Source organism: Mesonia sp. K4-1 (assembly GCF_008017825.1).
Lineage (GTDB): Bacteria > Bacteroidota > Bacteroidia > Flavobacteriales > Flavobacteriaceae > Mesonia.
The window spans coordinates 87,800-113,750 of record NZ_VRLS01000057.1; the positions used below are offsets into that span (position 1 = coordinate 87,800).

General features: G+C 33.3%; 24 protein-coding genes and 1 tRNA gene. 16 read left to right on the forward strand and 9 right to left on the reverse strand.

The window, feature by feature from the left end; genetic code table 11:
- The first annotated feature begins 33 nt into the window (after window positions 1-33).
- From FT986_RS10535 to FT986_RS10545, 3 genes are read left to right on the forward strand one after another with little or no spacing between them, the layout of a single operon-like run.
- Window positions 34-621, forward strand: coding sequence for a penicillin-binding protein activator LpoB (locus FT986_RS10535; protein WP_111541600.1), 588 nt, complete (start codon window positions 34-36; stop codon window positions 619-621).
- Window positions 622-631: 10 nt separating this feature from the next.
- Entirely contained in the window at window positions 632-2,089 is a 1,458-nt protein-coding gene (locus FT986_RS10540; protein WP_147865013.1) for a COG3014 family protein, read from the forward strand.
- Between the two features lie 27 nt (window positions 2,090-2,116).
- On the forward strand, window positions 2,117-2,503 hold the full coding sequence (locus FT986_RS10545; RefSeq protein ID WP_147865014.1) for a hypothetical protein: 387 nt from the start codon (window positions 2,117-2,119) through the stop codon (window positions 2,501-2,503).
- Between the two features lie 78 nt (window positions 2,504-2,581).
- Here the strand turns inward: FT986_RS10545 and FT986_RS10550 are convergent, their stop codons facing one another.
- From FT986_RS10550 to FT986_RS10565, 4 genes are all read right to left on the reverse strand, one after another.
- Entirely contained in the window at window positions 2,582-4,615 is a 2,034-nt protein-coding gene (locus tag FT986_RS10550) for a thioredoxin family protein (RefSeq protein ID WP_147865015.1), read from the reverse strand.
- Complete coding sequence (tilS, locus tag FT986_RS10555; protein WP_147865016.1) at window positions 4,612-5,916, reverse strand: tRNA lysidine(34) synthetase TilS; 1,305 nt, start codon at window positions 5,914-5,916, stop codon at window positions 4,612-4,614. Before tilS ends, FT986_RS10550 begins: the two co-directional genes overlap by 4 nt.
- 64 nt (window positions 5,917-5,980) lie before the next feature.
- Window positions 5,981-7,267, reverse strand: a complete 1,287-nt coding sequence (locus tag FT986_RS10560) for an anthranilate synthase component I family protein (RefSeq protein WP_147865017.1) — start codon at window positions 7,265-7,267, stop codon at window positions 5,981-5,983.
- Window positions 7,268-7,810, reverse strand: a complete 543-nt coding sequence (locus FT986_RS10565; protein WP_147865018.1) for an NADPH-dependent FMN reductase — start codon at window positions 7,808-7,810, stop codon at window positions 7,268-7,270.
- Window positions 7,811-7,905: 95 nt separating this feature from the next.
- Here FT986_RS10565 and FT986_RS10570 point away from each other — a divergent pair, with 95 nt between their 5' ends.
- Entirely contained in the window at window positions 7,906-8,796 is an 891-nt protein-coding gene (locus FT986_RS10570; protein WP_147865019.1) for a LysR family transcriptional regulator, read from the forward strand.
- Between the two features lie 69 nt (window positions 8,797-8,865).
- Window positions 8,866-9,804, forward strand: a complete 939-nt coding sequence (locus FT986_RS10575) for a YeiH family protein (protein WP_147865020.1) — start codon at window positions 8,866-8,868, stop codon at window positions 9,802-9,804.
- Between the two features lie 88 nt (window positions 9,805-9,892).
- On the opposite strand, the gene lpdA is transcribed toward FT986_RS10575, so the two are convergent.
- Together lpdA and FT986_RS10585 are read right to left on the reverse strand one after the other, a co-directional pair.
- Window positions 9,893-11,299 (reverse strand): dihydrolipoyl dehydrogenase, encoded by a 1,407-nt coding sequence (gene lpdA, locus FT986_RS10580; RefSeq protein WP_147865021.1) that lies wholly within the window; start codon window positions 11,297-11,299, stop codon window positions 9,893-9,895.
- Between the two features lie 100 nt (window positions 11,300-11,399).
- Window positions 11,400-11,858, reverse strand: coding sequence for an Lrp/AsnC family transcriptional regulator (locus FT986_RS10585; protein ID WP_187248617.1), 459 nt, complete (start codon window positions 11,856-11,858; stop codon window positions 11,400-11,402).
- A 164-nt stretch (window positions 11,859-12,022) separates the two neighbouring features.
- On the opposite strand from FT986_RS10585, the gene FT986_RS10590 reads away from it, so the two are divergent.
- On the forward strand, window positions 12,023-13,222 hold the full coding sequence (locus FT986_RS10590) for an aminotransferase class I/II-fold pyridoxal phosphate-dependent enzyme (protein ID WP_147865023.1): 1,200 nt from the start codon (window positions 12,023-12,025) through the stop codon (window positions 13,220-13,222).
- A 71-nt stretch (window positions 13,223-13,293) separates the two neighbouring features.
- Here the strand turns inward: FT986_RS10590 and FT986_RS10595 are convergent, their stop codons facing one another.
- Window positions 13,294-14,541 (reverse strand): hypothetical protein, encoded by a 1,248-nt coding sequence (locus tag FT986_RS10595; protein ID WP_147865024.1) that lies wholly within the window; start codon window positions 14,539-14,541, stop codon window positions 13,294-13,296.
- A gap of 192 nt (window positions 14,542-14,733) precedes the next feature.
- On the opposite strand from FT986_RS10595, the gene nhaC reads away from it, so the two are divergent.
- The 3 genes from nhaC (at window position 14,734) to FT986_RS10610 (ending at window position 17,059) form a co-directional block, all read left to right on the forward strand.
- Window positions 14,734-16,212 carry a Na+/H+ antiporter NhaC gene (gene nhaC / locus FT986_RS10600; RefSeq protein WP_147865025.1) on the forward strand — a complete coding sequence of 493 codons (1,479 nt, stop codon included), beginning with the start codon at window positions 14,734-14,736 and terminating at the stop codon, window positions 16,210-16,212.
- Window positions 16,209-16,925, forward strand: coding sequence for a bacillithiol biosynthesis deacetylase BshB1 (gene bshB1 / locus FT986_RS10605; RefSeq protein WP_147865026.1), 717 nt, complete (start codon window positions 16,209-16,211; stop codon window positions 16,923-16,925). The genes nhaC and bshB1 overlap by 4 nt, the downstream gene beginning before the upstream one ends.
- Before the next feature lie 58 nt (window positions 16,926-16,983).
- Window positions 16,984-17,059, forward strand: a tRNA-His gene (locus FT986_RS10610).
- A gap of 35 nt (window positions 17,060-17,094) precedes the next feature.
- On the opposite strand, the gene FT986_RS10615 is transcribed toward FT986_RS10610, so the two are convergent.
- Together FT986_RS10615 and FT986_RS10620 are read right to left on the reverse strand one after the other, a co-directional pair.
- Entirely contained in the window at window positions 17,095-18,360 is a 1,266-nt protein-coding gene (locus FT986_RS10615; RefSeq protein WP_147865027.1) for a Y-family DNA polymerase, read from the reverse strand.
- Window positions 18,357-18,731 (reverse strand): S24 family peptidase, encoded by a 375-nt coding sequence (locus tag FT986_RS10620; RefSeq protein ID WP_147865028.1) that lies wholly within the window; start codon window positions 18,729-18,731, stop codon window positions 18,357-18,359. Before FT986_RS10620 ends, FT986_RS10615 begins: the two co-directional genes overlap by 4 nt.
- Before the next feature lie 171 nt (window positions 18,732-18,902).
- On the opposite strand from FT986_RS10620, the gene FT986_RS10625 reads away from it, so the two are divergent.
- The 7 genes from FT986_RS10625 to FT986_RS10655 all read left to right on the forward strand — a co-directional run bounded on the left by FT986_RS10625 (window position 18,903) and on the right by FT986_RS10655 (window position 25,950).
- Window positions 18,903-19,439 carry a DUF3347 domain-containing protein gene (locus FT986_RS10625; protein WP_147865029.1) on the forward strand — a complete coding sequence of 179 codons (537 nt, stop codon included), beginning with the start codon at window positions 18,903-18,905 and terminating at the stop codon, window positions 19,437-19,439.
- A 6-nt stretch (window positions 19,440-19,445) separates the two neighbouring features.
- Window positions 19,446-20,669 (forward strand): permease, encoded by a 1,224-nt coding sequence (locus FT986_RS10630; protein WP_147865030.1) that lies wholly within the window; start codon window positions 19,446-19,448, stop codon window positions 20,667-20,669.
- A 3-nt stretch (window positions 20,670-20,672) separates the two neighbouring features.
- Window positions 20,673-21,233: an AraC family transcriptional regulator gene (locus FT986_RS10635; protein ID WP_147865031.1), complete on the forward strand. Its 561-nt coding sequence runs from the start codon at window positions 20,673-20,675 to the stop codon at window positions 21,231-21,233.
- Window positions 21,234-21,301: 68 nt separating this feature from the next.
- Window positions 21,302-23,800: a heavy metal translocating P-type ATPase gene (locus tag FT986_RS10640; RefSeq protein ID WP_147865032.1), complete on the forward strand. Its 2,499-nt coding sequence runs from the start codon at window positions 21,302-21,304 to the stop codon at window positions 23,798-23,800.
- A 268-nt stretch (window positions 23,801-24,068) separates the two neighbouring features.
- Entirely contained in the window at window positions 24,069-24,665 is a 597-nt protein-coding gene (locus tag FT986_RS10645; RefSeq protein WP_147865033.1) for an HD domain-containing protein, read from the forward strand.
- Window positions 24,666-25,002: 337 nt separating this feature from the next.
- Window positions 25,003-25,611: a uridine kinase gene (gene udk / locus FT986_RS10650; RefSeq protein WP_147865034.1), complete on the forward strand. Its 609-nt coding sequence runs from the start codon at window positions 25,003-25,005 to the stop codon at window positions 25,609-25,611.
- An 18-nt stretch (window positions 25,612-25,629) separates the two neighbouring features.
- Window positions 25,630-25,950: a septum formation initiator family protein gene (locus FT986_RS10655; protein ID WP_111541076.1), complete on the forward strand. Its 321-nt coding sequence runs from the start codon at window positions 25,630-25,632 to the stop codon at window positions 25,948-25,950.
- Window position 25,951 lies beyond the last annotated feature (1 nt).

Genomic DNA, 25,951 nt, shown 5'->3' on the forward strand with positions numbered 1-25,951 from the left:
ATTAGTCGGTACGAAAACCATTAATTAAATATTATGAAAAAATACTTTTCTATTTGCTCTTTATCACTTCTTTTAGTTTTAACCACCATAAGCTGTGGTCGCCAAGTAACTCGCATGAGTGAGGATACCGTTACTGATATTAGCGGAAAATGGAACGACACAGACTCACGACTTACGGCTGAAGAAATTACTCAAGAGATGATGATGCATTCTTGGTATAATACCTACACGGCTCAGAATGTAGGAGACCGACCTGTCATTATTGTTGGAATGATTACCAATAAATCTCATGAACATATTGCAACAGAAACTTTTTCTAAAGATATCGAGAAAGCTATTATTAATAATGATAGAATGAGATTGGTACAAGCTGGTGCAATGCGAGAAGAATTAAGAGCAGAAAGAGCCGATCAACAAAATTACTCTTCTGCCTCTTCTATGAAACAATTTGGATTAGAGCAAGGAGCAGATTTTATGTTACAAGGTACTATCAACTCTATTGTAGATGAGTATAAAAGAGATAAAACTGTTTATTATCAAGTTGACTTAGAACTTACCAATATTGAAACCAACGAAAAAGTATGGATTGGTGACAAGAAGATTAAAAAAATGATTAAATAAGCATTTTTCTATGCTAAAATTAACACGCAAGTGGTTAACTTATTGCTCTGCAGGAATTCTAATTTGTATTTTGAATTCTTGCGGAGTTACTTATAATGACAGGATTATAGGTTTAGAACAAAATCTTGTCAATCAAAATTTTTCAGCAGCACTTCAAGTAATTGAAGATAATAAGTTTCTTAGTAAAAATAGAAACGAGTTACTTTATCTTATGGAAAAAGGTAAGGTAGAACATATGCTTGGTAATTTTGAAAAAAGTAATGTACTCTTCGAAAAAGCTTATACGCTTATAGAAAATCAAATTCAATCTAATGTTGGGCAGGCGATTGCTTCTAACCTAACCAATCCTATGGCAAAACCATACAAAGGAGAGGATTTTGAAAAAGTGACTATACATTATTATATGGCACTTAATTATTTTCAACTTGGTATGCCTAATGAAGCTTTGGTAGAGGCTAAAAGAATCAACATAAAGTTGAATCAACTCAACCAGCGTTATAAAAAAAATAAAAACAAATATACAGAAGACGCCTTTGCTCAAATACTCCAAGGTTTATTATATGAAGCGACAGGTGATATCAATAATGCGTTTATAGCTTATCGGAATGCGGCTAATTTATATTTAGAAAATGATGGTGTTTACTATGAAGTTTCTCTACCCTATCAATTACAAAAAGATTTACTAAGAACCGCTAAGGTTCTAGGTTTTACTGAAGAATATAATTTTTATCAGAATAAATTTAAAATTCCGGAAAATGAAATTGTGTATCAACCGGCAGAAGCTATAATTTTCTGGGAAAACGGTCTAGGACCAGCAAAAGATCAAACTCAACTCACCTTAGTAGAAAATGCATTTGTTTCAATTAATGATGAGTATGGTTCATTTTTCTTACCCATTCCTCCAGGGTTAAATGTAGGAATTACTTCTTTAGCTATTCCTAAATATATAGAGAGAGAAAGTTATTATGTAGCAGGATCTGTTTCTACAAATAACCAAGAAATTCCATTTGAAACTGTAGAAGATTATTACCCCATTGCTAGGCAGTGTTTACAAGACCGAATGTTAAGAGAGGTAATAGACATGGCTGTTAGATTAACTACCAAAAAAGCAACCAGTGCTGGCCTAAGTTCTCTTGCTAAGCAATTATTAGGTGAAGATGCTAAAGATATAGTTAAAGTAAGCGCGGATGCTGCTGGAGCTATCACCGAAAAAGCTGATACCAGAAACTGGCAAAGTTTACCCGCCACCATAAGTTATGCAAGGGTTAGTCTAGAAAGTGACAAAGAAAATATTTTCACTCTTAACAGGTATCGCGATTCTCAAGTAGATAAAGATACCATACATATTGATTATAAAAGAGGTTTACAGCTTGTTAGCTTTTTTGATGTGGGTAAAACTGCGCCAAAAGTTATTGAACCTGCTTTAAAGGAAAATAAAAAAAGCGGAAGGGTTTTTGATGAAATCTAACTAACTACAACCTTAAATGTTTTTAACATGAAATTTTTATCTTTTATTGCGTTAAGTTTTATATTTCTATCTAGCCTCACTTTCTCTCCTTCTATAATGGAAGATTCTTCTCAAGAATGGACATCGACGAACTGTTATGATAATATTCTTTTTAAATTAAAGAAAGTGAATAATGTAGGAAAGCGTCAACTATGGGAATTACAATTTAAAAACAACTATAATCAACTCGTTACGTTTAATTATGCCTTAACGGAAAATGAAACTGATTTTTTAACCAATAAGAGAAAAACATTAGAAGCACAATCGATAAGCAAACCAATAGAGCTTTATACCAATACTGAAGATTTTTATGTTTTAGTAGACCAATTAAGTTTTTCGGTGAGTGGTGTTCCTTTAATTCCTTGTAAAGAATAAAATCAATTGTATTTAAAAAGTTATAAAAAAAGCCTCTAAATTAAATTTAGAGGCTTTTTTTATATTAAGTATAAATGACTATTTAAAATTTGCTATTCCTTCTTTTAGCCAAGCTTCGTATTCATCTACATCTGGCATATAAGATGCAGGTTGATTTAACATTTCTTCATTATGATCTATTAAAACATAGTAAGGTTGAGCATTTACCCCGTATCGTTCAATTTGAAAATCACTCCACTTATTACCCACAGTGCGTATTCTTTTACCCGTAGTTTCACTTGTGTATTGTTCTTCTTCAGGCAATTTTTCTTTTATATCCACGTAAAGTGAAATAATAACCAAATCATTTTTTAACTTTCCTAAAATTTGTGGTTCACTCCACACTCTTTCTTCCATTTTACGACAGTTAATACAAGCTTTTCCTGTAAAATCTATCATTACTGGCTTTCCTTCTTTTTTAGCGTAAGCCAAACCTGCTTCATAATCCAGAAAAGCAAGAATGTCATGCGGACCTAATTCTGCATGCTCGGGAAAGTCAGATTCATTATAAGTGGTAGAATTTCCGCCCGTCTTAGTGAATCCAACTCCGTAAGGTGATTCGCTATAATTCATTGGTGGTGGGAAACCACTAATTAACTTTAAAGGTGCTCCCCAAAGACCTGGGATTAAATAAATGGTAAAAGATAAAATTACTAAACCTAAAGACAATCTCCCCACTGAAATATGAGTGATTGGAGAGTCGTGTGGTAAAGTAATTTTTCCGAAAAGGTAAAGTGCAAGTGTACCAAATACCGCTATCCAAATGGCTAAAAATACTTCACGCTCTAACCAATGTGCATCTAAAACTAAATCGGCTTGCGACAAGAATTTAAAAGCTAAAGCAAGTTCTAAAAATCCTAATACTACTTTTACAGTATTTAGCCAGCCTCCCGATTTTGGTAAAGTATTCATCCATCCTGGGAACATCGCAAATAGTGCAAATGGAATTGCTATGGCTAATGAAAAACCTAACATTCCTATAATTGGTGCTAATCCTCCTTTAGATGCTGCTTCTACTAATAATGTTCCTACAATAGGTCCGGTACAACTAAATGATACGATTGCTAAAGCCAAGGCCATAAAGAAAATACCAACAATCCCTCCTCTATCCGCTTGACGGTCTACTTTATTAGCCCAAGAATTAGGTAGCATAATTTCAAAAGCACCAAGAAATGATGCGGCAAAAATCAACAATAAGACAAAGAAAATAATATTAAAAGTAACGTTAGTTGAGAGTGCATTTAAAGCATCTGCTCCAAAAATAGCAGTAACCAGCGTACCTAAAAGCACATATATGATAACGATGAAAAATCCGTAAATCAATGCATTTCTAACTCCTTTTGCTTTGGTTTTACTTTGTTTAGTAAAAAAACCAACCGTCATAGGAATCATTGGGAATACACACGGTGTTAATAATGCTACAAAGCCAGAAAGAAATGCTACCCAAAAAATAGTGAAAATGCCACGATCTACTTTAGCTTCTTCTTTTTGTAATCTTTCAGAAATTACAGGTTTATCTCCGCTTACTTCTTCTTTTGCAGAGTTATCGTCTAAACTATAAGCTTCAAATTCATCAAAATTGGTGAAAACTTTAGCCGATTTATCTTTTAAATTGAACACAAAATAGTATTCTTCATTAATACAAACTTCTTTACAAACTTGATAAAAAAGCTGTACTTTAATGAGGTCAACTTCTTTATTAATAAGTGTTATAGGTTGAGTAAACGTAGCATTTTTTTCAAAATAGATTTCATCAACTCCAAAAGTTTCATTAAATGCTCTTTTGGTTTCACTTTCTTTTGCATCTCCTTCTGCTTCATAGTTTTCCTCAGCATCTACAAATTCAAACATCATGGGAATTGGCCCTCCGTCTGGCGTAAACTGTGAATAAATATGCCATTCTTTTTCAATTTCTGCATCAAAAATCAATTCATATTCTTCATCAGAAAGCTGGTTCACGCTGCCTTCCCACTCTACAGGTGTTTTGGTTTCTTGGAGCCCAGATCCCGGAAATTGAGCAAAGGATTGCCCAAAACTTATAAGAGCAATAAATAGGGTTAAAAATAGTCTCATGTGGTTAAGGTAAATTTAAGTATAGTTTGGGTTGGTTTAATTCTATATTTTTCGTTGGTTCTATGGTTGACAATCCAAATAATATCATTCTCATTACATAAAACCCAGATGTTCTCTTTTTCCGTTACCGGAATTTTCTCATTTATTAAGTAATCGCTTATTTTTTTCTTTCCTTTCATTCCAAAAGGATAAAAATAATCTCCTGACTTCCATTTTCTCAATTGAAGCGGGAATTTAAGAAGTTCTAATGGAAAATATGCTACATTCTTGTCAAACTCTTTCATTTGACTCACTTTACTTTGTTTTAATTTTCCTAAGTTGAAATCAATATCTTCTAAATAATTTATCTTTAGAATTTTTGAGCTAGATTCACTTATTTCTTGTAAAATAAGGATATCTCGATCTTTTACTAATTGGTGTGTTTTAGAATATACACGTTTTCCAGATTGAGCTTCTATAAGTTGATAAACATCTTCCCACTCGGTAAAACCAAAATCTTTAAGTAATTGATAGATCACAGCTTTAGCATTGGGAGTTTTCTTAAGTTCTGTGATACTTAAATGATACCCAAATTGTGTTTCGGTTACAATTTTTGAAAATAGTATAGTGATGTAATCTTCTAGTAATGCTTCAGACTGCTGTAAATGTTCCTGTGTTCTAAGAAAAGAGTTCATTAAATTAGAGTTTTCCTCTTTTAACAAAGGGTATATCTCATTTCTTATTTTATTGCGAAAGTATTTATTAGATTGATTACTGCTATCTTCCCGCCACTCTATGTTGTTATCTTGAGCATAACTCACAATTTCTTCTCTAGAGAAAGGCAATAAAGGTCGGTATGTACGATCATTATTCTGTGGGATTCCTGTAAGCCCAGAAAGCCCTGTTCCTCTTGTAAAATTGATTAAAAAAGTTTCCCAACTGTCATTAGCATGATGTGCTGTTAAAATATAAGAATAGCCAAGTTGATTACACAGTTCATCAAACCAAGCATAACGTAAATCGCGTGCCGCCATTTGTATAGAAAGTGAGCGTTCTTCGGCAAATTTTTGAGTATCAAAATGTTGAACGTAAACTGGAAAATTCAATTCATCAGCTAATTTTTCAACGAATTCTTCATCGGCTTTGCTTTCTTTTCCGCGTAAGCGAAAATTGCAATGAGCTAAAGCAACTTCTACATTATTTTGAGCTAATAAATGAGCTAACACCACACTATCCACCCCGCCACTAATGGCCAAAATTACTTTTTGCTGAAATAAAAAAGAAAACTTTTCTTGTATATGGGTAGAAAAACGGTGTTGCATTAAAGCCTAAGAGTTTTTTGCTTCCCAAAGATAACATTTACTTAGAAAATTTGACCTACCAAAGTCAAACTCTTATCGCTTCTTTTAAAGCTTTAACTTTTACTAAGCATTCTTCATATTCATTTTCTGGAATCGATTGAATCGTTATAGCGCTTCCTACAGAACACGAGGTATATTTTTGATGATCATTGTATAAAATGCTACGAATAACTACATTAAAATCAAAATCTCCATCGGGAGTAAAATAACCAATACTTCCGCTGTACAATCCGCGTTTGGTTTCTTCTAATTCTTCAATAATTTTCATGGCAGAAACCTTGGGAGCTCCCGTCATACTTCCCATAGGAAAAGTGGTTTTAAGCACCTCAACTGGTGTAACGTCTTCTCTAATTTGCGAACTTACTGTAGAAATAAGTTGGTGAACTTGCTTAAAAGTGTAAAGTTTACAAAGTTCATCTACGTTTACGCTTCCGCGGAAAGCTGTTTTTGAAAGATCGTTTCTCACCAAATCTACAATCATAACATTTTCGGCAATCTCCTTAGGGTCTATTTGAAGATTTGACTTTAATATTTCATCTTCTTCAGGCTTATTTAAACGTTTCGCAGTTCCTTTTATAGGCTGAGAAATGATTTTTCTCTCCTTTTTTTTGATGTAACGTTCTGGACTTGCAGATAAAGCATAATGCTCTTCTAGACGAAGGAATGCCGCAAAGGGCGGACTTGAGATTTCATTAAGTTCTAGATAACTCTGTAAGGGATCTATTTCTTGATTTTCAATATAAAACTCCTGACAAAAATTAGCCTCATAAATATCGCCTCTTTGTATGTGATCTTTCATTTTACCTACTTTTTCTAGGTAATTCTCTTTAGAAATTCTGGGTGTAAATATTGTAGTTTCTTTTGAAATAGTTGGCGGAGTTGTTAATGCATTTATAGAATTATAATCTTCCTCTATTTCGTCATCAACCATTTTTAGATAAAGAAATTCAGCTCTATTATCCTTAACCTTAATAATTTTTTTAGGTTGAAAAAAGTAAAGATCTGGAAAATGAAGACCATCAAAGTTTTTTGAAGTAAGATTTTCTGTAGCTTCTTTTAAATCGTAGCTAAGGTATCCAAAAAGATAATCTTGAGTAGTTATTTGATATTCTTCCAGTTTATCAAAAGCTTGTTTTGCATCGGTTTTTAAAGCCGTAATAGCCTCTACAGCCAGTATTGCTTCATACTCTATTTGATTATTGTATGTGTTAGAATCTAACCAAATTATCTCTTCATAAGACTGACTCCACTGTAGTAATCTCTGTTTAAATTCTAAGACATTTTCTAAAATAAACGTTTTAACCGTGCGCACTTAACCTTCTATTTCTTGTATAAAATTAGATAACGTATCTATGATCCCCAATTGTAGAGTTTCATCAATGGTTTTTTGATTATTTACATCAAAATTTTCATTAAATGAGGGAAAACTAAAACTAGAAACTACTTCTGCTCCAAACCTTGGTAATACAGATTCTGTATACGCTAATGCAGATGCAGCTCCTCTTCTACCTGGAGAAGTACTCATTAATAATACTTTTTTTCCTGCTAAAAACTTTAGCTCCATACGAGAAAGCCAATCTAATATATTTTTAAAGAAACTAGAAATGCTTCCGTTATGTTCGTTAACCGAAATTATTAGGGCGTCTGCTTTATCGATCTTATTTTTTATTCGGGTTAAATTGAGAGGAAAACCTTCATTTATCTCTGAATCTATCCCGTACATTGGCAATTCATAATCGCTTAACCGAATTATTTCTACATCATGACCCACAATTTGATTCGCGACTGAAGATACCAACGCATGATTTATAGACTTTGAACTACTTGAACCTGCAAAAACTAAGATTTTACGCATAAGATATATTAAAGTTTAAAATAACTTCATTTTGCTTGAATACACAAATCTATTCCTTTTAAAATACTTAATTTTATAGGTTAGAATTATATTAGATGGATTTTAGATTACGTGTCTTTACGGAAGTAGCAAAAACCCTAAGTTTTTCTCAGGCTTCAAAAAATTTATACCTCTCTCAACCTGCCGTTTCTAAGCATATTAAAGAGTTAGAAAAACAATATGAAGTGAAGTTATTTGAAAGACAAAAAAACGGAATTACAATTACCCCAGCTGGACGAGACCTTGTATTCTATTCCGAAAAGATCTTAACTCTATACAATGAAACTGAAAATCATTTTTTAAAACTTCAAGATAAACTACCTAAGAAAGTAGACATTGGCGCTAGCACAACTATAGCCCAATATATCGCCCCTCCTACCTTAGCCGAATTAAAGAAACATTATCCAGATACTCAGTTTTCTCTTACGAATGATAACTCTACACAAATCGAACGCAAAATTGAAAAACATTTGCTTTCATTTGCACTTATAGAAGGTAACAATCACAACCCATTATTAACTTATGAGAAATTCTTAGATGACGAACTGGTACTGGTTACCAACGTTAAAAAAGAAATACCCTCTACTATAAACTTAAAAGACCTTTGTAAGCTTCCATTAGTTATTAGAGAGGAAGGTTCTGGAACTCGATCAATTTTAGAAACTCGTTTAGCAGAAGCTGGAATTAATAAAAAGGATTTAAATATAGATATGGTTTTGGGTAGCACTGAAAGTATAAAATTATATTTATATGCTACTTCTAGTTATGCTTTTGTTTCAATTTTTTCAATTTTTGAAGATTTAAAGCACCAACAATTACAAGTCGTTGATATTAAAAATTTTGATATAAAACGCCCTTTATATTTTGCTTCGCTACAAGGGGAACGCTCTTTATTTATCAATCAAATAAAAAAATTCTTTTACACCACTCATAACAACAGGTTATAACCTATCACTTTTTTGATTGATCTATAAGCTATAATTTACTTGACCTTTGTAAGCATAAAACAAACAATCATGCTTACAAAATTAAAGCCTATTTACATAAAAGCAGTATTTATAATCGCCGCTATCTTATGTCTAACTTCATTTATATCTTCTCCTATCGCATTATTAATGGGATTTTTACTGACCAATCTATTGTACAACCCTTTTCCTAATTTAAGTAGACAAATTGTTAAATGGCTTTTAAAACTTTCAGTTATAGGTTTAGGGTTTGGCATGGATTTAAATAAAAGTTTAGAAGTTGGTAAAGAAGGTTTGCTATTAACCATTATCACCATTAGTTCCACATTAATTTTAGGTTATTTTATAGGTAAAGCTTTAAAGTTAGACAGGGTAATCTCTTATTTAATTGCATCAGGAACTGCGATTTGTGGCGGTAGTGCCATCGCTGCAGTATCTGCTGTGATTAAAGCCAAAGAAAAAGAGATTTCTATTGCCTTAGGGGTAGTGTTTTTTTTAAATGCTCTAGCTATTTTTATTTTCCCGTTCTTAGGTCACCAATTAGATTTATCTCAAAAAGATTTTGGTTTATGGAGTGCTATTGCAATACATGATACAAGTTCTGTAGTAGGTGCTGCGTTAGCTTACGGGGAAGAAGCTTTAGATATTGCTGTGACTGTTAAATTAAGTAGAGCCTTATGGATTATTCCTTTATCTATATTCTCTATGTTTCTTTTTAAAGGAAAAGCTAACTCCATTAAGATTCCTTGGTTTATCTTATTGTTCGTAATAGCGGTAATTGCAAATTCTTATCTCAATTTACCTGATTGGATGAGTTTTAGTATTCCTCAAATTTCTAAGCAGTTATTAATTTTAACCTTATTCCTGGTTGGTGCCGGACTAACATTTACCTCCATAAAAGAAAGCGGAGCCAAACCCATAATTTTAGGGGTTTCTCTTTGGGTAATTATCTCTATAGTATCCTTAGTATACATTATGTATTTTATCTAATCTTCTAAAAATAAAAAAATCCGAATCAATAAGATTCGGATTTTTTTTAAGAATAGAGAACTTAATTACAACTCCCTATTTATATGTATTATACGTGTAAGGCACGATTACCTGTAGCTGCTAATGCTGCTTCTTTTACAGCTTCGGCGTAAGTTGGGTGTGCGTGGCTCATACGAGAAATATCTTCAGCGCTAGCTCTAAACTCCATTGCAGTTACCGCTTCAGCTATTAAATCCGCTACACGGGCTCCTACCATATGAACTCCTAAAACCTCATCGGTTTCTTTATTGGTTAAGATTTTTACAAATCCGTCTGTATCTCCACTTGCTCTAGAACGTCCTAAAGCACGCATAGGAAATTGACCTGAGGTATATTCTATCTTATCTTCTTTTAATTGCTCTTCAGTTTTTCCTACAGAAGCTACTTCTGGCCAAGTATAAACTACTCCTGGAATAAGGTTATAATCTATATGTGGTTTTTGTCCTGCAATAGTTTCAGCAACAAAAACACCTTCTTCTTCGGCTTTATGCGCTAGCATTGCACCTTTTATCACATCTCCAATAGCATAGATGTTCTCTACATTAGTTTGCAAATGTTCGTTCACCTCTACTTGTCCGCGGTCATTTAATTTTACACCTGCATTATCTGCTGCTAAACCATTGGTAAAAGGTTTTCTTCCTACAGAAACTAGGCAGTAATCTCCTTTAAACTCTACTTCTTTACCTTTTTTGTCTGTAGCTTTTACTACAACTTCATCACCTGTATTTTCTACAGAAGTTACTTTATGAGAAACTGCAAATTTAACTTTCTGCTTTTTCATCACTTTAGTAAGCTCCTTACTTTGGGCAGCATCCATAGTTGGGATGATACGGTCCATATATTCGATTACCGTTACATCTGCACCTAATCTCTTATATACTTGACCTAACTCTAAACCTATAACTCCACCACCAATAACAAGCATGTGTTTAGGTACTTCTTTTAATTTTAAAGCTTCGGTAGAAGTAATAACTCTTTCTTTATCAATATCAATAAAAGGTAAAGAAGCTGGTTTACTTCCTGTAGCAATAATAGTATGCTTTGCCTCTATCGTTTGATCTTCCCCTTCCGCGGAAGCGATATTGATATGAGTTTTATCTTTGAAAGAACCAATACCTTGAAAAGTATCGATTTTATTTTTATCCATTAAAAACGCTATCCCTTTTGTAGTTTGATCTACCACAGATGCCTTACGGCTCATCATCTTCTCTAGGTTAAGTTTTACCTCTCCTGGAATTTCGATTCCGTGATCTTCAAAATGTTTTAGGGCGTCTTCGTAATGGTGTGAAGAATCTAATAATGCCTTAGACGGGATACAGCCTACGTTAAGGCAGGTACCACCCATTGTGGCATATTTTTCTATAATTGCAGTTTTTAATCCTAATTGTGCACAGCGTATGGCGGCTACGTAACCTCCAGGGCCCGAACCTATCACTGCTACATCGTAAGTGCTCATAATTTAGTTTTTGTTGAGTTGAAAAACGTTCACAAAAATACGATATCTAATTCAATGAACAAGGTAGATGTGGAAAAGGATTGTTAAATTACTCAGAATTTTAAAGTACAATATGTGTTGTGTTTTTCACTTCATTAATCACAAATGTACTTTGCGTACTTCCTATCCCTGATATTACGGTTAGTTTTTCCACTAAAAATTTGCGATAAGCATCCATATTTTTTACAAATACCTTGATGATATAATCATAATCTCCACTTACATGATGGCACTCTAATACTTCTTCTAGTTTTAAAATTTCTTTTTCAAATTGAAGTATATTATTTTTAAGGTGCTGATTGAGTTTTATATGACATAGCACCATAAAATTCTTTTCTACCTTCTCCTTATCTATTAAGGCTACGTAATTGGTGATTACTTGTTGGCGTTCTAGCTTTTTAATGCGCTCATAAACAGCTGTATTTGACAGACCTAATAAAAATGATAATTCTTTTGTTGTCTTTTTAGCATCTTGCTGTAGGTAACCTATCAGCTTCTTGTCTATGGTGTCTAGTGTTATCATCTGAATAAAATTCGGTTACCTTCCTTGTGTTTCTACTAATATAAATAATAATTCTGTAAAATTTTTAATTAATAGAATTATATTCTAAGCTATCACATAAAGCTTGATAATTATTTAATTAAAGTAGAATTTAGTATGATAATTAACTAAACTCTATTAAGATGAAATATAAACCTGCTGATAAAATTCAAGATTTACAATATTTCGGGGAATTTGGAGGTGTAAATCCCTCCATATCCGATTCTTCTACCTATACTTTTCTTTCTGCCAAAACTATGTTCGATACTTTTGAAGGAAATGCGGAAGGTTGTTATTTATACTCTCGACACTCGAGTCCGAGTAACTTATATCTAGGAGAAGCCCTTGCAGCCATGGAGGCTACAGAATCTGCTACCGTAACAGCTAGTGGAATGGGAGCAATCACACCGGTTTTAATGCAATTGTGTAATAGCGAAGATCATATTGTCTCAAGCCGAACCATTTACGGAGGAACCTATGCTTTTATGAAAAATTTTCTCCCTAAAATGAATATTAAAACTTCATTTGTAGATATTACAAAGCTCGAAGCTGTAGAGGCGGCAATTACCCCTAAAACCAAGATTCTTTATTGTGAAACTGTAAGCAACCCTTTATTAGAAATAGCAAATTTATCAGCGTTAGCGGCCTTAGCTAAAAAATACGATTTAAAATTGGTAGTTGACAATACTTTTTCTCCGCTTTCTATCACCCCTTCTCAATTAGGTGCAGATGTAGTTATCCATTCTCTTACTAAATTTATTAATGGTAGTAGTGACACCGTAGGTGGGGTTGTTTGCGCTTCCGCGGAATTTATAGATGAACTAAGAAATGTAAACGATGGAGCTTGCATGCTTTTAGGATCAACTATGGATAGTTTTAGATCTGCTTCCATATTAAAAAACCTAAGAACACTTCACCTAAGAATGCACAAGCATAGTGAAAACGCTATGTATTTAGCTAAAAAGTTTGAAGAATTAGGTCTGAGAACTGTTTACCCTGGTCTTTCAACACATAAAGGTCATCAACTATTTAAAGAAATGATGAATGAAGAATATGGTTTTGGAGGAATGCTGACAGTCGATGTAGGATCTTTAGATAAAGCTAATACACTAATGGAACTTATGCAAGAAAGAAATTTAGGCTATCTCGCTGTAAGCTTAGGATTCTACAAAACCTTATTCAGCGCCCCGGGAACATCTACTTCTTCAGAAATACCTGAAAACGAACAAGAAGAAATGGGGCTCAGCGACGGACTTATACGTTTTTCGATTGGCCTCGATAATCATATTGATCGCACCTTCCAAGTGATGAAAAGCTGCATGGAAGAAGTTGGGGTATTATAATAAAGTAACCACATTAAAAAAGCCTCTTATTTCTAAGAGGCTTTTTTAATTATAAGAATATTCGTCGAACCCTATCCTTTTTTCGCTAATATTAATTTTTCAAGACGCTCAATTCTTTGTTCTAAATCATCAATTTGAGAATCTTTCTCTTGCAATTCTTTAGCTTGAGATTTTACTTTACTATTTAACTCAATTGAATATAGAAATAACTCTTCAATTTTCTCCAAGTTTTTAATTGAAGTCGCACTTAATTCAATATTAAAATTATTTTCTTTTACTTCATTATAAGATTTCACTCCTGGTAAATGACCATGAGCTTTAATGAATTGCTCTACTTCCTCTAAAGTTTTAAATTCATAGGATGGCAAAATAGAAGACTCTCCTTCAAAATATTGTTGAAATACGTAGTCTGGATAACTTCCTCCTGCTCCTGTAAAGAAACCTGATTGAGCAAATACATTTCCCCCAACAGTTAAAGTGTGAGTTAGATTATTTACATCTCGATTTACGCCTACTCTATTAGTAGAAAAGTTCCCTCCAATTAATGGGCTATTTGTCGTCGATGGTTCAATATAAAGTAGATTACTGCCAGGAGATCCAAAGAAACCTGCAAAGGCTCCTGCCCCTGCTCCAATAGCTATATTATTTTCTGCATTGCTAGCTAAAGCAAATGATTGAGATCCAATAATGGTGTTATTTGAACCTATAGAGTTATTTCTAAGTGCTTGATAACCTATTACCGTATTAGAACTCCCTGACGTATTAGCTTGAGCTGACTGGGTTCCCACATATGTATTTTGATTAGAAGACAAATCATCATTTTCACCTGAGTTTAAACCAATAAATACAGAATTCCCTGTGTTTAAAAACTCAAGTTGAGACTTCGTAGACACTCTCAGTCTAGACTGATTATTAGTTCTAATTACAAAATCTTCATTATCTAAAGTTCCAATAAAATCAGTTGCACTATTTGTCCCCGTATTCCCTTCTAAATCCCAATAATCACCGGTGGTTACTGTTGCTCCACCTCCAAAAGATATCCAGTTAGAAGCATTTTCATCCCAATAATAAAAACCCGGAGTAAAAACACCTATTGTATTAGTTAAATAAATTATCATACTGTGTTGGTCTGCACCTGCCGCTGGTAGAGTTTGCACTCTAGGAACAAGAAGTCCATCAGAAGGTTGTGGTGAAACCGCATTAGCTGCTTCCACATCGAGTTGCGCTTTAGGGTCATTGGTGTTAATTCCCACTTGAGAAAACGCAGAATTTACAATAAGAAGTGCACCTACAAAAAAACTTAGGTAGTTGATTTTCATAATTTTAAAAATAATTTTATATTATCGGGGGATGATACAATAATAATTATTTTTTTTAGAAGTACTTCATTATACTTACTAAATTTTGACTAAAATTATAAAACATTCAAAAAATCTAAGAATATTTCTTGGTTCACAAAGTGAAAATTGATTACATTACTCGTCATAAACTTAACATTTTATTGACATTTTATGGATAGTCAAACTTCCGACCCTAACAATCAAAACATTATAAAAAATAACATAAGCATTGGCGCTGCATTGCTCCCCGTCATCGCACTAGTAGGTATGCTTGCCTATAATGTATTTGTTTTTGGAGATGATGCCCTTAGCGGATCGAATCAATTTATATTACTTATGGGTGCAGCGGTAGCTGCTATTGTTGGTCATTTCACCAACACCTCTTACGATACTATGGTAGAGGAAGTCTCTCAAAATATCAAATCTACCTCTGGAGCTATTTTAATTTTATTAATGGTGGGAGCTCTCGCAGGAACGTGGCTTGTAAGTGGTATTATTCCTACTATGATTTATTATGGATTACAGATTTTAAATCCTACTATTTTTCTTGCAGCTTGCGTAGTGATATGTTCAGTTATTTCGGTTGCAACCGGAAGTAGTTGGACTACTTCAGCAACTGTAGGGATTGCATTGATAGGGATTGCAGAAGCCTTGGGAATTCCTTTAGGCATGACCGCAGGAGCAATTTTATCTGGAGCTTATTTTGGAGATAAGCTTTCTCCTCTTAGTGACACAACCAATCTCGCTCCTGCTATGGCTGGAACAGATTTGTTTACCCACATAAGATATATGTTATACACTACCGTTCCTTCTATAGTTGTTACCCTTATTATTTTTATAGTTATTGGTTTGAACCTAGAAACTGAAGGGGTTGCTGATACTGATTCAATTTTAAACTCTATTGATGCTGCTTTCAATATTTCCCCTTGGTTATTTGTAGTTCCTGCATTGGTGATTTTTCTTATCATAAGAAAGACACCTCCCTTAATTGCATTGTTACTAGGAACATTATTAGCGGCTGCAGCCAGCCTTATTTTTCAACCAAATATTGTGGCAGAAATTGCTGGAAGCACTCAATTAACAGTAGAAAGTGCCTACAAAGGGATTATGAATGCTATTACTGTAGATACCCAAATTGAAACTTCTAATGAAGCTTTAAACGATTTATTCTCCTCTGGTGGTATGCGAGGTATGCTAGGAACAATTTGGTTAATTATTTGCGCTATGACCTTTGGCGGAATTATGGATGCAATAGGAGCTTTATCAAGAATAAGTCAGGCTTTACTTCAAATGTTTCATACCACATTTGGGTTATTTAGCAGTACCGTAATTAGCTGTCTTGCGCTGAATGCTACTGCTTCAGATCAGTACTTAGCTATAGTAGTTCCTGGGAAAATGTTTGCAAAAGCCTACAAAGATAAAGGTTTAGCACCTGAAAATTTAAGTAGAACCCTAGAAGACTCGGGAACCGTTACCTCTGTGTTGATACCATGGAATACCTGCGGAGCTTATCATAGCGGAGTGTTAGGAGTTCCTGTAGCAAGTTATTTTGTATATGCTATATTCAATTACTTAAGTCCGTTTATGACTTTACTTTTCGCCGCATTTAATATAAAAATTAAACAACTTACACAAAAAACCACTGCATGAAATTAGATATTTTAGCCATAGGAGCTCACCCCGATGATGTTGAATTAAGCTGTAGCGGAACTATTGCTAAAGAAATAGCCCAAGGCAAGAAAGTTGGAATTTTAGACTTAACCCGTGGCGAACTTGGCACCAGAGGAACTGCTGAAATTAGAGATCAAGAAGCCAAAGATGCCGCTGAAATTTTAGGGGTTTCTATGCGAGAAAACTTAGAGTTTAGTGATGGTTTTTTTATCAATAACATAGCTCATCAATTAGAAATTATAAAAATTATTAGAAAGTATCGTCCCGATGTTATTTTATGTAATGCTATTAAAGATAGACACATTGATCACGGCAAGGGAAGTCAATTGGTGAGCGATTCTTGTTTTTTAAGCGGTCTTAGAAAAATAGAAACCACTTACCAAGGTAATCATCAAAAACCATGGCGTCCTAGATTAATTTTACATTACATTCAATGGATGGACATTGAACCCGATGTTATCGTAGACATTACAGGTTATATAGATACAAAAGTTGCTTCCGTAAAGGCTTATAAATCACAGTTTTTTAATGAAAATAGCGACGAACCCTCTACTCCTATCTCTAGTGACAATTTCTTAGATAGTGTAACTTATAGAGCTAGAAATTTAGGTAGACTCATAAATACAGAACATGCAGAAGGTTTTACCGTAGAACGCTGTCCTGCAGTATCTTCTATTTTTGATTTAATTTAATTCATTTTTTATTTTGTCATATTGGTATAAAGTATTAAATTTGCCAGCTCAAACAAATGGTGGTTGTAGCTCAGCTGGTTAGAGCGCTGGTTTGTGGTACCAGAAGTCGCCGGTTCGAACCCGGTCTTCCACCCTTTTTTCAAAGCCTTGCTTTTTAGCAAGGCTTTTTTTATGATCCTATTTTAAGTAATTCGTTCCATTGAGTAGTATACCTTGGGCTGCGTTGTTCTTTTACCAACTCCCATTCCTTAATTCTAGATTTGTCTAATAGAGCTGGGGATAGCGTAGATTTTCCGAATTTCTGGTTAATCTTATCAAAAGCTTCCATTAAACCTTTTTTCTCATTGGTTTGCTGAAACAAATTGGTTTGGACATAATTTTCGGGAACAATTCCGCTAAGGCAAACTCCCACCTTTTTATAACGGTAACCCGGTTTAAAAATGCGATGCAGAGCTTTTTTCCCTTGTGTATTTAATATGAATGTATTGTTTGTAGGAATCTCGAGTGTAACCGTAATACTATTATGATATTGTTTATCGCTATTACTATGGTAATTGGTTTGTAAAAAAACTTGTAGGTACTTAGCACAAGAATTCTGACTTCGTAAAACCTCGCTCACCTCATTTATATAATACGAACAAGCTTCTTCTATAAGCTCAATGCTAGTCAGTTTTTTACCGAAAGATTTTGCTGTTCCTATTGCTTTTTTAGGTTTAGGCGTAACTTCTAAACTTAAACAAGATTCTCCTCTTAATTCTCTCCACGTACGCTCCCCCACTACAGTCATGTTTTTCCTTACCCAACTTAAAGGCACTTGTGTAAAGTCGTATGCTGAGTATTTTCCTACTTCTTGAAGTCTTTTTGCGTGCTTTTTTCCAATACCCCAAACATCTTTTATTTTAGCCCAATGTAGTGTATCCATTCTTTTTTCTTCAGAATTTATGACGTATACATGATTATTTATAGTCTCTTTTTTAGATCTACGATTAGCGAGTTTAGCTAAAACTTTAGTGGGTGCAATGCCCACCCCGACTGGTAATCCCGTATAGCGTTTAATTTTTTCTTTAATTTGATGCCCATATTCATTAAGATCAATATGATCTAATCCAGAAAGGTCTATAAAAGCTTCATCAATACTATAAATTTCTACACTTGGAGAAAACTCTTTTAAAATACGCATCACACGATTAGACATTTCTCCATACAAGGTATAATTAGAAGAGAAAAAGCTAACATTGTTTTCTAAAAGCTGATCTTTTATCTTAAACACAGGTTCGAACATAGGGATATGGGCTAAAGCTTTAGCTTCTTTATTTGCCGCAATTACACACCCATCATTATTACTCAACACCACCACAGGTTTTCCTCGCAAATCGGGTCTAAATACCTGTTCGCAAGAAGCATAAAAACTATTACAATCTATTATACCTATCATACCTTATGGATAATATGGGTAACAACTCCCCACAGTTCTATAGACTCTAACTCTTCTTTATTTTCAGCGAGGGGGTATTTAATCACCTCAAAGCTTCCATCTTTTACAACCAATGCTGTGGTTCCACGAGAAAAATTTAAAGAACGATCTATAATAAGCACATCATTTTTATAAATATTTAAATTTTCCCAAGCACTTCCTCCTATTCTTACATAAAAAGAAGCTTCTTTATTTTGAATTAAAACATCAGATAGGTCGACCGTATTTTCCATATAATGAGTAGCGGGGCTTGGAAAACCTGTTTGCATAGAGACTTCAGCTTTGTGTTTTACTTTGTTTCTCCGTATTTTTCCAAAATCTTTTATTTCCATAATTCAAAATTATGGAATATTTCCTTTTAAAAGGACATTGTCCTGTTTATTTTTCTAATAATTTAATCTTCAACTTACCACTCATAAAGTTCATTTTATAAGTTGAAATTAAAATTCTATTATTATTTTTAGCTTATTATATAATATTCTAAAAATTCTTACAATTAACTTATGAGACGTACCTTAATTTTTATAGGATTATTATCTTCTTTCACTTTTATTGCTTGTAAAAATGATAAATCAAATCAACAGATAGATTTAGACAAAGAAAATGTAGCTAAAGAAGAAATACAGGCAAATACAGAGAATTTAAAATTAAATTTTAAAACTGATGAACAATATAATTTAGCTCATTTGTATTTTGATTTAAAAGATGCACTGGTAAAAAGTGATACTTATTCAGCAAAAAAAATTGCTGAAATTATGGTCAAGTATTTTAAAGATGAAAAGCAAATGAAATTAGCTCAGCAAATCATAAAAAATGAAAATGATATTGAAACTCAAAGAGAAGCCTTTTATGCTTTAAGTCAAAACTTTGATACTATATTTTCAGAAAATATAACTGCAGGAAAACTGTATAAACAATACTGCCCTATGGCTTTTAATAATGAAGGTGGATTTTGGTTCTCAGAGGAAAAGGAAATCATGAATCCATATTTTGGAGACAAGATGCTACATTGCGGTTCTATTCAAAAAACCATAAAATAGTGAATTATGACCTCCTTTTTGAAACAATGGGGAGAAGCAGCCAATACTACTCTAGGTTTTTTCTGGATGGCATTATGGGCTTTTATCCTTGGTTATATAATTAGTAGTATGATACAAATTTTTGTAACCGAAAATCGGATGCAAAAATCTATGGGCAAGAATGAAGGTAAAAGTATTTTGCTAGGTACATTTTTTGGTTTTATAAGTAGCTCTTGTAGTTTTGCAGCGCTTGCTTCTACTAAATCCATATTTAAAAAAGGAGCTAGTTTTGTGTCTTCCATTGCATTTTTACTGGCTTCTACCAATCTTGTGATTGAATTAGGAATTATTATTTCTATCTTTTTAGGATGGCAATTTGTTATAGGGGAATATGTAGGCGGTCTTCTATTAATACTTATTTGTTGGGCATTAATACGTATTATCAACCCTAAAAAGCTTATTAAAAAAGCACGTAAAAATCTGGAAAGTGAAGATGATGACGCTTCTACCAATTCTACAGACTGGAAAAAACAGATAAAAAAAGAAGAAAGTTGGGCGCGCGTAGCTAAAAAATACAAAATGGAATGGCAAATGGTTTGGAAAGACGTAACTGTTGGTTTTACCATTGCTGGTATAGTTGCTGCTTTTGTACCTGATTCTTTCTTCCAAACTTTATTTATTAACAGCGGGGAGGGAAATACAGATTTTACTTTTCTTGAAATTCTAGAACATATTGTTGTTGGTCCCGTAGCAGCATTTTTAACCTTTATTGGTTCTATGGGAAATATTCCGTTAGCAGCGTTATTATTTGGCAAAGGCGTTAGTTTTGCCGGAGTAATGGCTTTTATATTTAGTGATTTGGTAGTTTTCCCTGTATTGCGTATCAATGCAAAATATTATGGTTGGAAAATGTCTCTCTTTATTGTTTTTCTCTTATTCACTGCATTAATTGGTGCTTCATTAGCACTGCATTACACGTTTGATTTATTTAGTATTCTTCCAGATCCTTCTCAAGTTAAAATTGAGGATCAAGAATTCTTTAAAGTTAATTATACCTTATTTTTAAATTTAGGCTTCCTCGCTATTTCTGGCTATTTAATTTACTTAGGTTTCTTTAAAAAGAAAGATGTAGATCACGCTATGAGTGAAATGGCACCAAAAAGTCAGCTACTGGAAACTGTTTTAAAATATGCCGCCTTCGCTTGTTATATTTGGTTAGTAGGAGGATTGGCGGTAAAATACATTTTCTAAAAAATGATACAGGAATTTTACATTAAAAATATGGTTTGTGATCGCTGTAAAATTGCAGTGCAAAAAACAGCAGAAGGTTTTCAAGCTAAGATTGAAGAAATTCAGTTAGGTAGGGTTGTTTTAGAAACAAATCATTTATTCCATTTTAAAGAATTTAAAACCGCACTAGAAAATAATGGTTTTGAATTAATAGAAAATCCAGAAATTAAACTCGCAGAAGATATTAAAGTCAAGCTAATTGCGTTTATGGAAGAGTATACTTCAGAAGAAAAAATTTCTACCTACCTCAGTAAGTCTTTACATAAGGATTATACGGTCTTAAGTAAAACTTTTAAAAAAATTGAAACACAAACTATAGAAAAATACTTTATCAAGCTGAAGATAGAAAAAGCAAAAGAGCTTATACAAATGAATAAATTTTCATTTTCAGAAATTGCTTATCAATTAGACTACAAAACTATCAATCATTTATCCGGGCAATTTAAAACGATAACAGGAACCACGATGAGTGATTATAAAAATAACCAAGATTGGAATAGAACCTCACTAGACAAAATTGTGTAAACCCTACCTATAATTATGTAAACCTCTACCCTGCACTCTCCTTAACTTTGCTAATAAAAGAAAGCAAAATGAAACATACTTATCATATACACGGAATGTCTTGCGGTGGTTGCCAAAACCACGTACAACAGACCTTAGCAGAAGTAAACGGAGTTAAAAATGTAGATGTAAATTTAGAAAAAGCTGAAGCTGAAATTGAAATGGAAAAACACATTCCGTTAGATAAATTTCAGGAAGCTTTAAAAAATGATGGTGGGCGTTATTCTATTCATCATCAAGACGAAAAACCTCAGCCTAAAAAAGAGTCTTCTATTCACAAAAAACAAGGAAACGGTACAGGTATTTATTATTGTCCTATGCATTGTGAGGGTGATAAAACTTACCATGAGCCTGGTGATTGTCCTAAATGCGGAATGGATTTGGTTGAAGAAGTTTCTACACAACCTACAAGCACAACATATACCTGCCCAATGCATCCTGAGGTTATTGAAAACCAACCTGGAGATTGCCCCAAATGCGGAATGGACCTTGTACCCAAAAAACCAGACCTTTCTGCTGAAGAAAAAACCTATGCTCAACTCAGTAAAAAATTCTGGATTGCGCTTGCTTTTACGCTTCCCGTATTTATCATTTCTATGTCAGATATGATCACTAACAATCCTTTATATGATATTTTAGAATTAAAGTACTGGAACTGGATTCAATTTGTTCTTTCTATTCCTGTAGTTTTTTATGCTACTTGGATGTTTTTTGAGCGGGCTTATAAATCACTAAAAACATGGAATTTAAACATGTTTACCCTCATTGGTATTGGTGCTAGTGTAGCTTGGGTATTTAGTGTGGTATCGCTTTTATTTCCAGATATTTTTCCGCAACAATTTAAAACTGAAAGTGGTACTGTGCATGTTTATTTTGAAGCTGCTACCGTAATTTTAACGCTGGTCTTATTAGGTCAACTTATGGAAGCCCGAGCACACAGTAAGACAAATTCTGCAGTAAAAGAATTAATAAAACTAAGTCCCAATGAAGCTACACGAATTGTTAACAATCAAGAAGTAAAAATTTCTGTAGATCAAATAGAAGTTGGTGACAAACTACGTGTAAAACCCGGAGAAAAAATACCTGTAGACGGTGTAATTACTGAAGGGAAAAGCTCTATTGATGAATCTATGATTACTGGAGAACCTATTCCCGGAGAAAAAAATAAGGGTGACCAAGTAAGTTCTGGAACTATAAATGGACAACAAAGCTTTGTAATGGAGGCTAAAAAAGTAGGCAACGAAACCCTTTTGGCTCAGATTATAAAAATGGTAAATAAAGCGAGTAGAAGTCAAGCTCCTATTCAAAAAGTAGCCGATAGAATTTCTGCTTATTTTGTACCCGTGGTTGTTATTATTTCTGTCATCACCTTCTTTATCTGGGCAATTTTTGGACCAGAACCTGCCTATGTTTTTGGGTTTGTAAATGCCGTTGCCGTATTAATAATCGCTTGCCCTTGTGCGTTAGGCTTAGCAACTCCAATGTCTGTTATGGTTGGTATTGGTAAAGGAGCACAAAATGGAGTATTAATAAAAAATGCCGAAGCGTTAGAAAAGCTCAATCAAATAGATGTACTTATTGTAGACAAAACAGGCACACTAACCGAAGGAAAACCTAAAGTAGAAAAAATAGGTTTCCATAAAAATTCTTCTGAAGAAACGGTATTAAAAGTAATTGCTTCCTTAAATCAATATAGTGAGCACCCTTTAGCTAAAGCTACACTTCATTATGCTGAAGAAAAAAATACACCTTTACTAAAAACTGAAAATTTTGAAGCCATTACAGGAAAAGGTGTGCAAGGTGAAATTGAAAGTCAGTTCTATTTTTTGGGAAATAAACGTTTAATTGAAGAACATTCTATTTCAATTTCAGAAGAGTTTCAACAAGAAATCATTCAGCAACAAGAAAAAGGAAAAACAGTTTCTTACCTCGCTAATGATAAAGAAGTTTTAGGTTATGTAGTAATAGGCGATCCTATTAAAAAGAGTTCTAAAAAAGCGATACAAGAACTTCAAAATAAAGGCATTGAGGTAATTATGCTTACCGGAGATAATGAGCAAACCGCTGCTGCGGTGGCTAATGAAGTTGGTGTAAATACTTTTAAAGCGAGCATGCTTCCTGGAGCTAAGCAAAATGAAGTAAAAAGCCTACAAAAAGAAGGAAAAAAAGTAGCGATGGCTGGTGATGGTATTAATGACGCTCCCGCCTTAGCACAAAGTAATATTGGTATTGCGATGGGAACGGGTACAGATGTTGCTATAGAAAGTGCAGAAATCACCCTCGTAAAAGGCGATTTACAGGGTATTGTAAAAGCAATTCATTTAAGTGAGAAAGTGATTAAAAATATTAAACAGAATTTATTTTTTGCGCTCATCTATAATAGCATAGGTGTACCAATTGCTGCGGGTGTATTATTTCCGTTTTTCGGAATTTTATTATCACCTATGATTGCCGCCTTGGCGATGAGTTTTAGCTCTGTTTCTGTAATTACCAACGCGCTTCGTCTACGTGGCGCTAGTATTGATTAACTAAAGAAAAATTAATAGAAAAAGGTGTACATATCAGTTTATAAAATTGTTATGTACACCTTTTTAATTTCTTTCTTCATTATAAAAATTTCATGCTAATCTCAAATCCATACTGCTGTTGATTCCATAAAAAATTATTAAAAAAAAATTAAATAAAAATCGATTCATTTTCTAAACAATATTTTTTTCTTAATTTAGTTATTATAAAAAATCTTTATACACCGTTAAAACGCCTATGTAACGAAAGCTACTTTTAATTTTATAGAATATGAATGCGTTACTTGATAAAACTAAAGAGCATTGTACACAATTACTTTTACAAAGTCGCTGCAATGAACTTTCTTTTCATAACACTCAACATACAAAAGAAGTTTTTGCTGCCGTAAAAAAGATAGGCTTCTACTCCAATTTGAACAAGGAAGAATTAGAAGTTGTACTATTAGCTGCCTTATTTCATGATACAGGAAATATAGATTGCTTTAATGGTCATGAAGATGTTAGTGCTCATAAAGCTTCTGAGTATTTAACTGAAATTGGCTTTGATCCTCAAAAAACGGAAAAGGTGGTGAAATGTATTTTAGCTACCAAAATGCCTCAAACCCCAACAAATATTTTAGAACAAGTACTTTGTGATGCAGATTTATCTCATTTAGGCAAAGAGAACTTTATTTCTAAAAATAAGCTACTTAGAGAAGAGTGGAGCGAACACTTAAAAATGTGTTTCAGTAATAAAGAATGGGTGAAGCTGAATATTGACTTTTTAGAACGTCATAAATATTTTACGGCTTACGGTAAAAAAGAACTGCAGCCACAAAAAGAAAGAAATCTTAAGATTTTGAAACAACAATTCGCAGAGATTTACTAAAGGTTGATACACCATAATATTCTTGATCTCATACAGCAAAGTCTTCTCGAAGATATAGATTGAAGTATAATTAGTGTAAGGATTTCAATGATGAACATAGGATTAGTGAGTAACAACATTATGCTTTAGCTAGATAAATATTAAATAATTAAAATTTAATTTTCTTTACTTGTAGGCATCTTATTTTGGGTAGATGATTTTAGTATTTCAAATACAAATAAGAATCGCTTGGCTTAAATTTCTATTCTTTTTTGAAAAGGAAATTTATCATTGTTGGTAAAAAAAATAGATTTACTTCTTAAAAATATTAATTTTGCAAACTTATAAAGACTAAGTTATGCTAATTATAGGGATTGCCGGAGGTACAGGTGGTGGAAAAACTACTGTAGTAAATACTATTGTTGACGAATTACAACACGAAGAAGTTGCAGTAATTTCTCAAGATTCTTACTACCAAGATACTAGTGACTTATCTTATGATGAACGCACTCAAATTAATTTTGACCATCCCCAATCTATAGATTTCGACCTGTTAGTCAGTCACCTAAAAGAATTAAAAAAAGGAAACGCTATAGAGCAACCGGTTTATTCTTTCGTAGAACATAATCGCACAGGAAAAACACTTAAAACTTTACCTAAAAAGGTGATGATCGTAGAAGGCATTCTAATTCTCACCAATCCTAAATTAAGAAAAATGTGCGATATAAAAATATACGTACATGCCGACAGTGATGAGCGATTAATCAGACGTTTAAAAAGAGATATCAATGAACGAGGTAGGGATATCGATGAGGTACTCAATAGATACCAAACTACTTTAAAACCTATGCACCAACAGTTTATTGAACCTACAAAAGAATACGCAGATATTATCATTCCTTACAATCGCTACAATACCGTAGCTGTTGATATTGTCCAAACAATTATCAAGCAGCGTTTAGACTAATTTTGTATCTTCGCCCATATGGGTCTCAAAGCACTTTTAAATAATAAATGGTTTAAAATCATTAGCAATAAATATGTTCTTATTTTATTGCTTTTTGGTGTTTGGATGCTTTTTCTAGACAGTAATTCTTGGTTAGTACATAGAGAACTAAACCAAGAAATTAAAGAGTTAGAAGATAACAAAGCATTTTATAGAGCCGAAATTCAACACGATACCACCATTATAAACGGATTAAAAGATTCTTCTGCCTTAGAGAAATTTGCTCGGGAAGAATATTTTATGAAGAAAAAAAACGAAGAAATCTACATTATAGAATACGATAGTACTCCAAAAAAATAAG

Excerpts from the sequence above, each read along its gene's own strand:
- FT986_RS10535 (WP_111541600.1), top strand. The coding sequence starts at position 34 with ATGAAAAAATACTTTTCTATTTGCTCTTTATCACTTCTTTTAGTTTTA.
- FT986_RS10540 (WP_147865013.1), top strand. The coding sequence starts at position 632 with ATGCTAAAATTAACACGCAAGTGGTTAACTTATTGCTCTGCAGGAATT.
- FT986_RS10545 (WP_147865014.1), top strand. The coding sequence starts at position 2,117 with ATGAAATTTTTATCTTTTATTGCGTTAAGTTTTATATTTCTATCTAGC.
- FT986_RS10550 (WP_147865015.1), bottom strand. The coding sequence starts at position 4,615 with ATGAGACTATTTTTAACCCTATTTATTGCTCTTATAAGTTTTGGGCAA.
- tilS (WP_147865016.1), bottom strand. The coding sequence starts at position 5,916 with ATGCAACACCGTTTTTCTACCCATATACAAGAAAAGTTTTCTTTTTTA.
- FT986_RS10565 (WP_147865018.1), bottom strand. The coding sequence starts at position 7,810 with ATGCGTAAAATCTTAGTTTTTGCAGGTTCAAGTAGTTCAAAGTCTATA.
- FT986_RS10570 (WP_147865019.1), top strand. The coding sequence starts at position 7,906 with ATGGATTTTAGATTACGTGTCTTTACGGAAGTAGCAAAAACCCTAAGT.
- FT986_RS10575 (WP_147865020.1), top strand. The coding sequence starts at position 8,866 with ATGCTTACAAAATTAAAGCCTATTTACATAAAAGCAGTATTTATAATC.
- lpdA (WP_147865021.1), bottom strand. The coding sequence starts at position 11,299 with ATGAGCACTTACGATGTAGCAGTGATAGGTTCGGGCCCTGGAGGTTAC.
- FT986_RS10590 (WP_147865023.1), top strand. The coding sequence starts at position 12,023 with ATGAAATATAAACCTGCTGATAAAATTCAAGATTTACAATATTTCGGG.
- FT986_RS10595 (WP_147865024.1), bottom strand. The coding sequence starts at position 14,541 with ATGAAAATCAACTACCTAAGTTTTTTTGTAGGTGCACTTCTTATTGTA.
- nhaC (WP_147865025.1), top strand. The coding sequence starts at position 14,734 with ATGGATAGTCAAACTTCCGACCCTAACAATCAAAACATTATAAAAAAT.
- bshB1 (WP_147865026.1), top strand. The coding sequence starts at position 16,209 with ATGAAATTAGATATTTTAGCCATAGGAGCTCACCCCGATGATGTTGAA.
- FT986_RS10615 (WP_147865027.1), bottom strand. The coding sequence starts at position 18,360 with ATGATAGGTATAATAGATTGTAATAGTTTTTATGCTTCTTGCGAACAG.
- FT986_RS10620 (WP_147865028.1), bottom strand. The coding sequence starts at position 18,731 with ATGGAAATAAAAGATTTTGGAAAAATACGGAGAAACAAAGTAAAACAC.
- FT986_RS10625 (WP_147865029.1), top strand. The coding sequence starts at position 18,903 with ATGAGACGTACCTTAATTTTTATAGGATTATTATCTTCTTTCACTTTT.
- FT986_RS10630 (WP_147865030.1), top strand. The coding sequence starts at position 19,446 with ATGACCTCCTTTTTGAAACAATGGGGAGAAGCAGCCAATACTACTCTA.
- FT986_RS10635 (WP_147865031.1), top strand. The coding sequence starts at position 20,673 with ATGATACAGGAATTTTACATTAAAAATATGGTTTGTGATCGCTGTAAA.
- FT986_RS10640 (WP_147865032.1), top strand. The coding sequence starts at position 21,302 with ATGAAACATACTTATCATATACACGGAATGTCTTGCGGTGGTTGCCAA.
- FT986_RS10645 (WP_147865033.1), top strand. The coding sequence starts at position 24,069 with ATGAATGCGTTACTTGATAAAACTAAAGAGCATTGTACACAATTACTT.
- udk (WP_147865034.1), top strand. The coding sequence starts at position 25,003 with ATGCTAATTATAGGGATTGCCGGAGGTACAGGTGGTGGAAAAACTACT.
- FT986_RS10655 (WP_111541076.1), top strand. The coding sequence starts at position 25,630 with ATGGGTCTCAAAGCACTTTTAAATAATAAATGGTTTAAAATCATTAGC.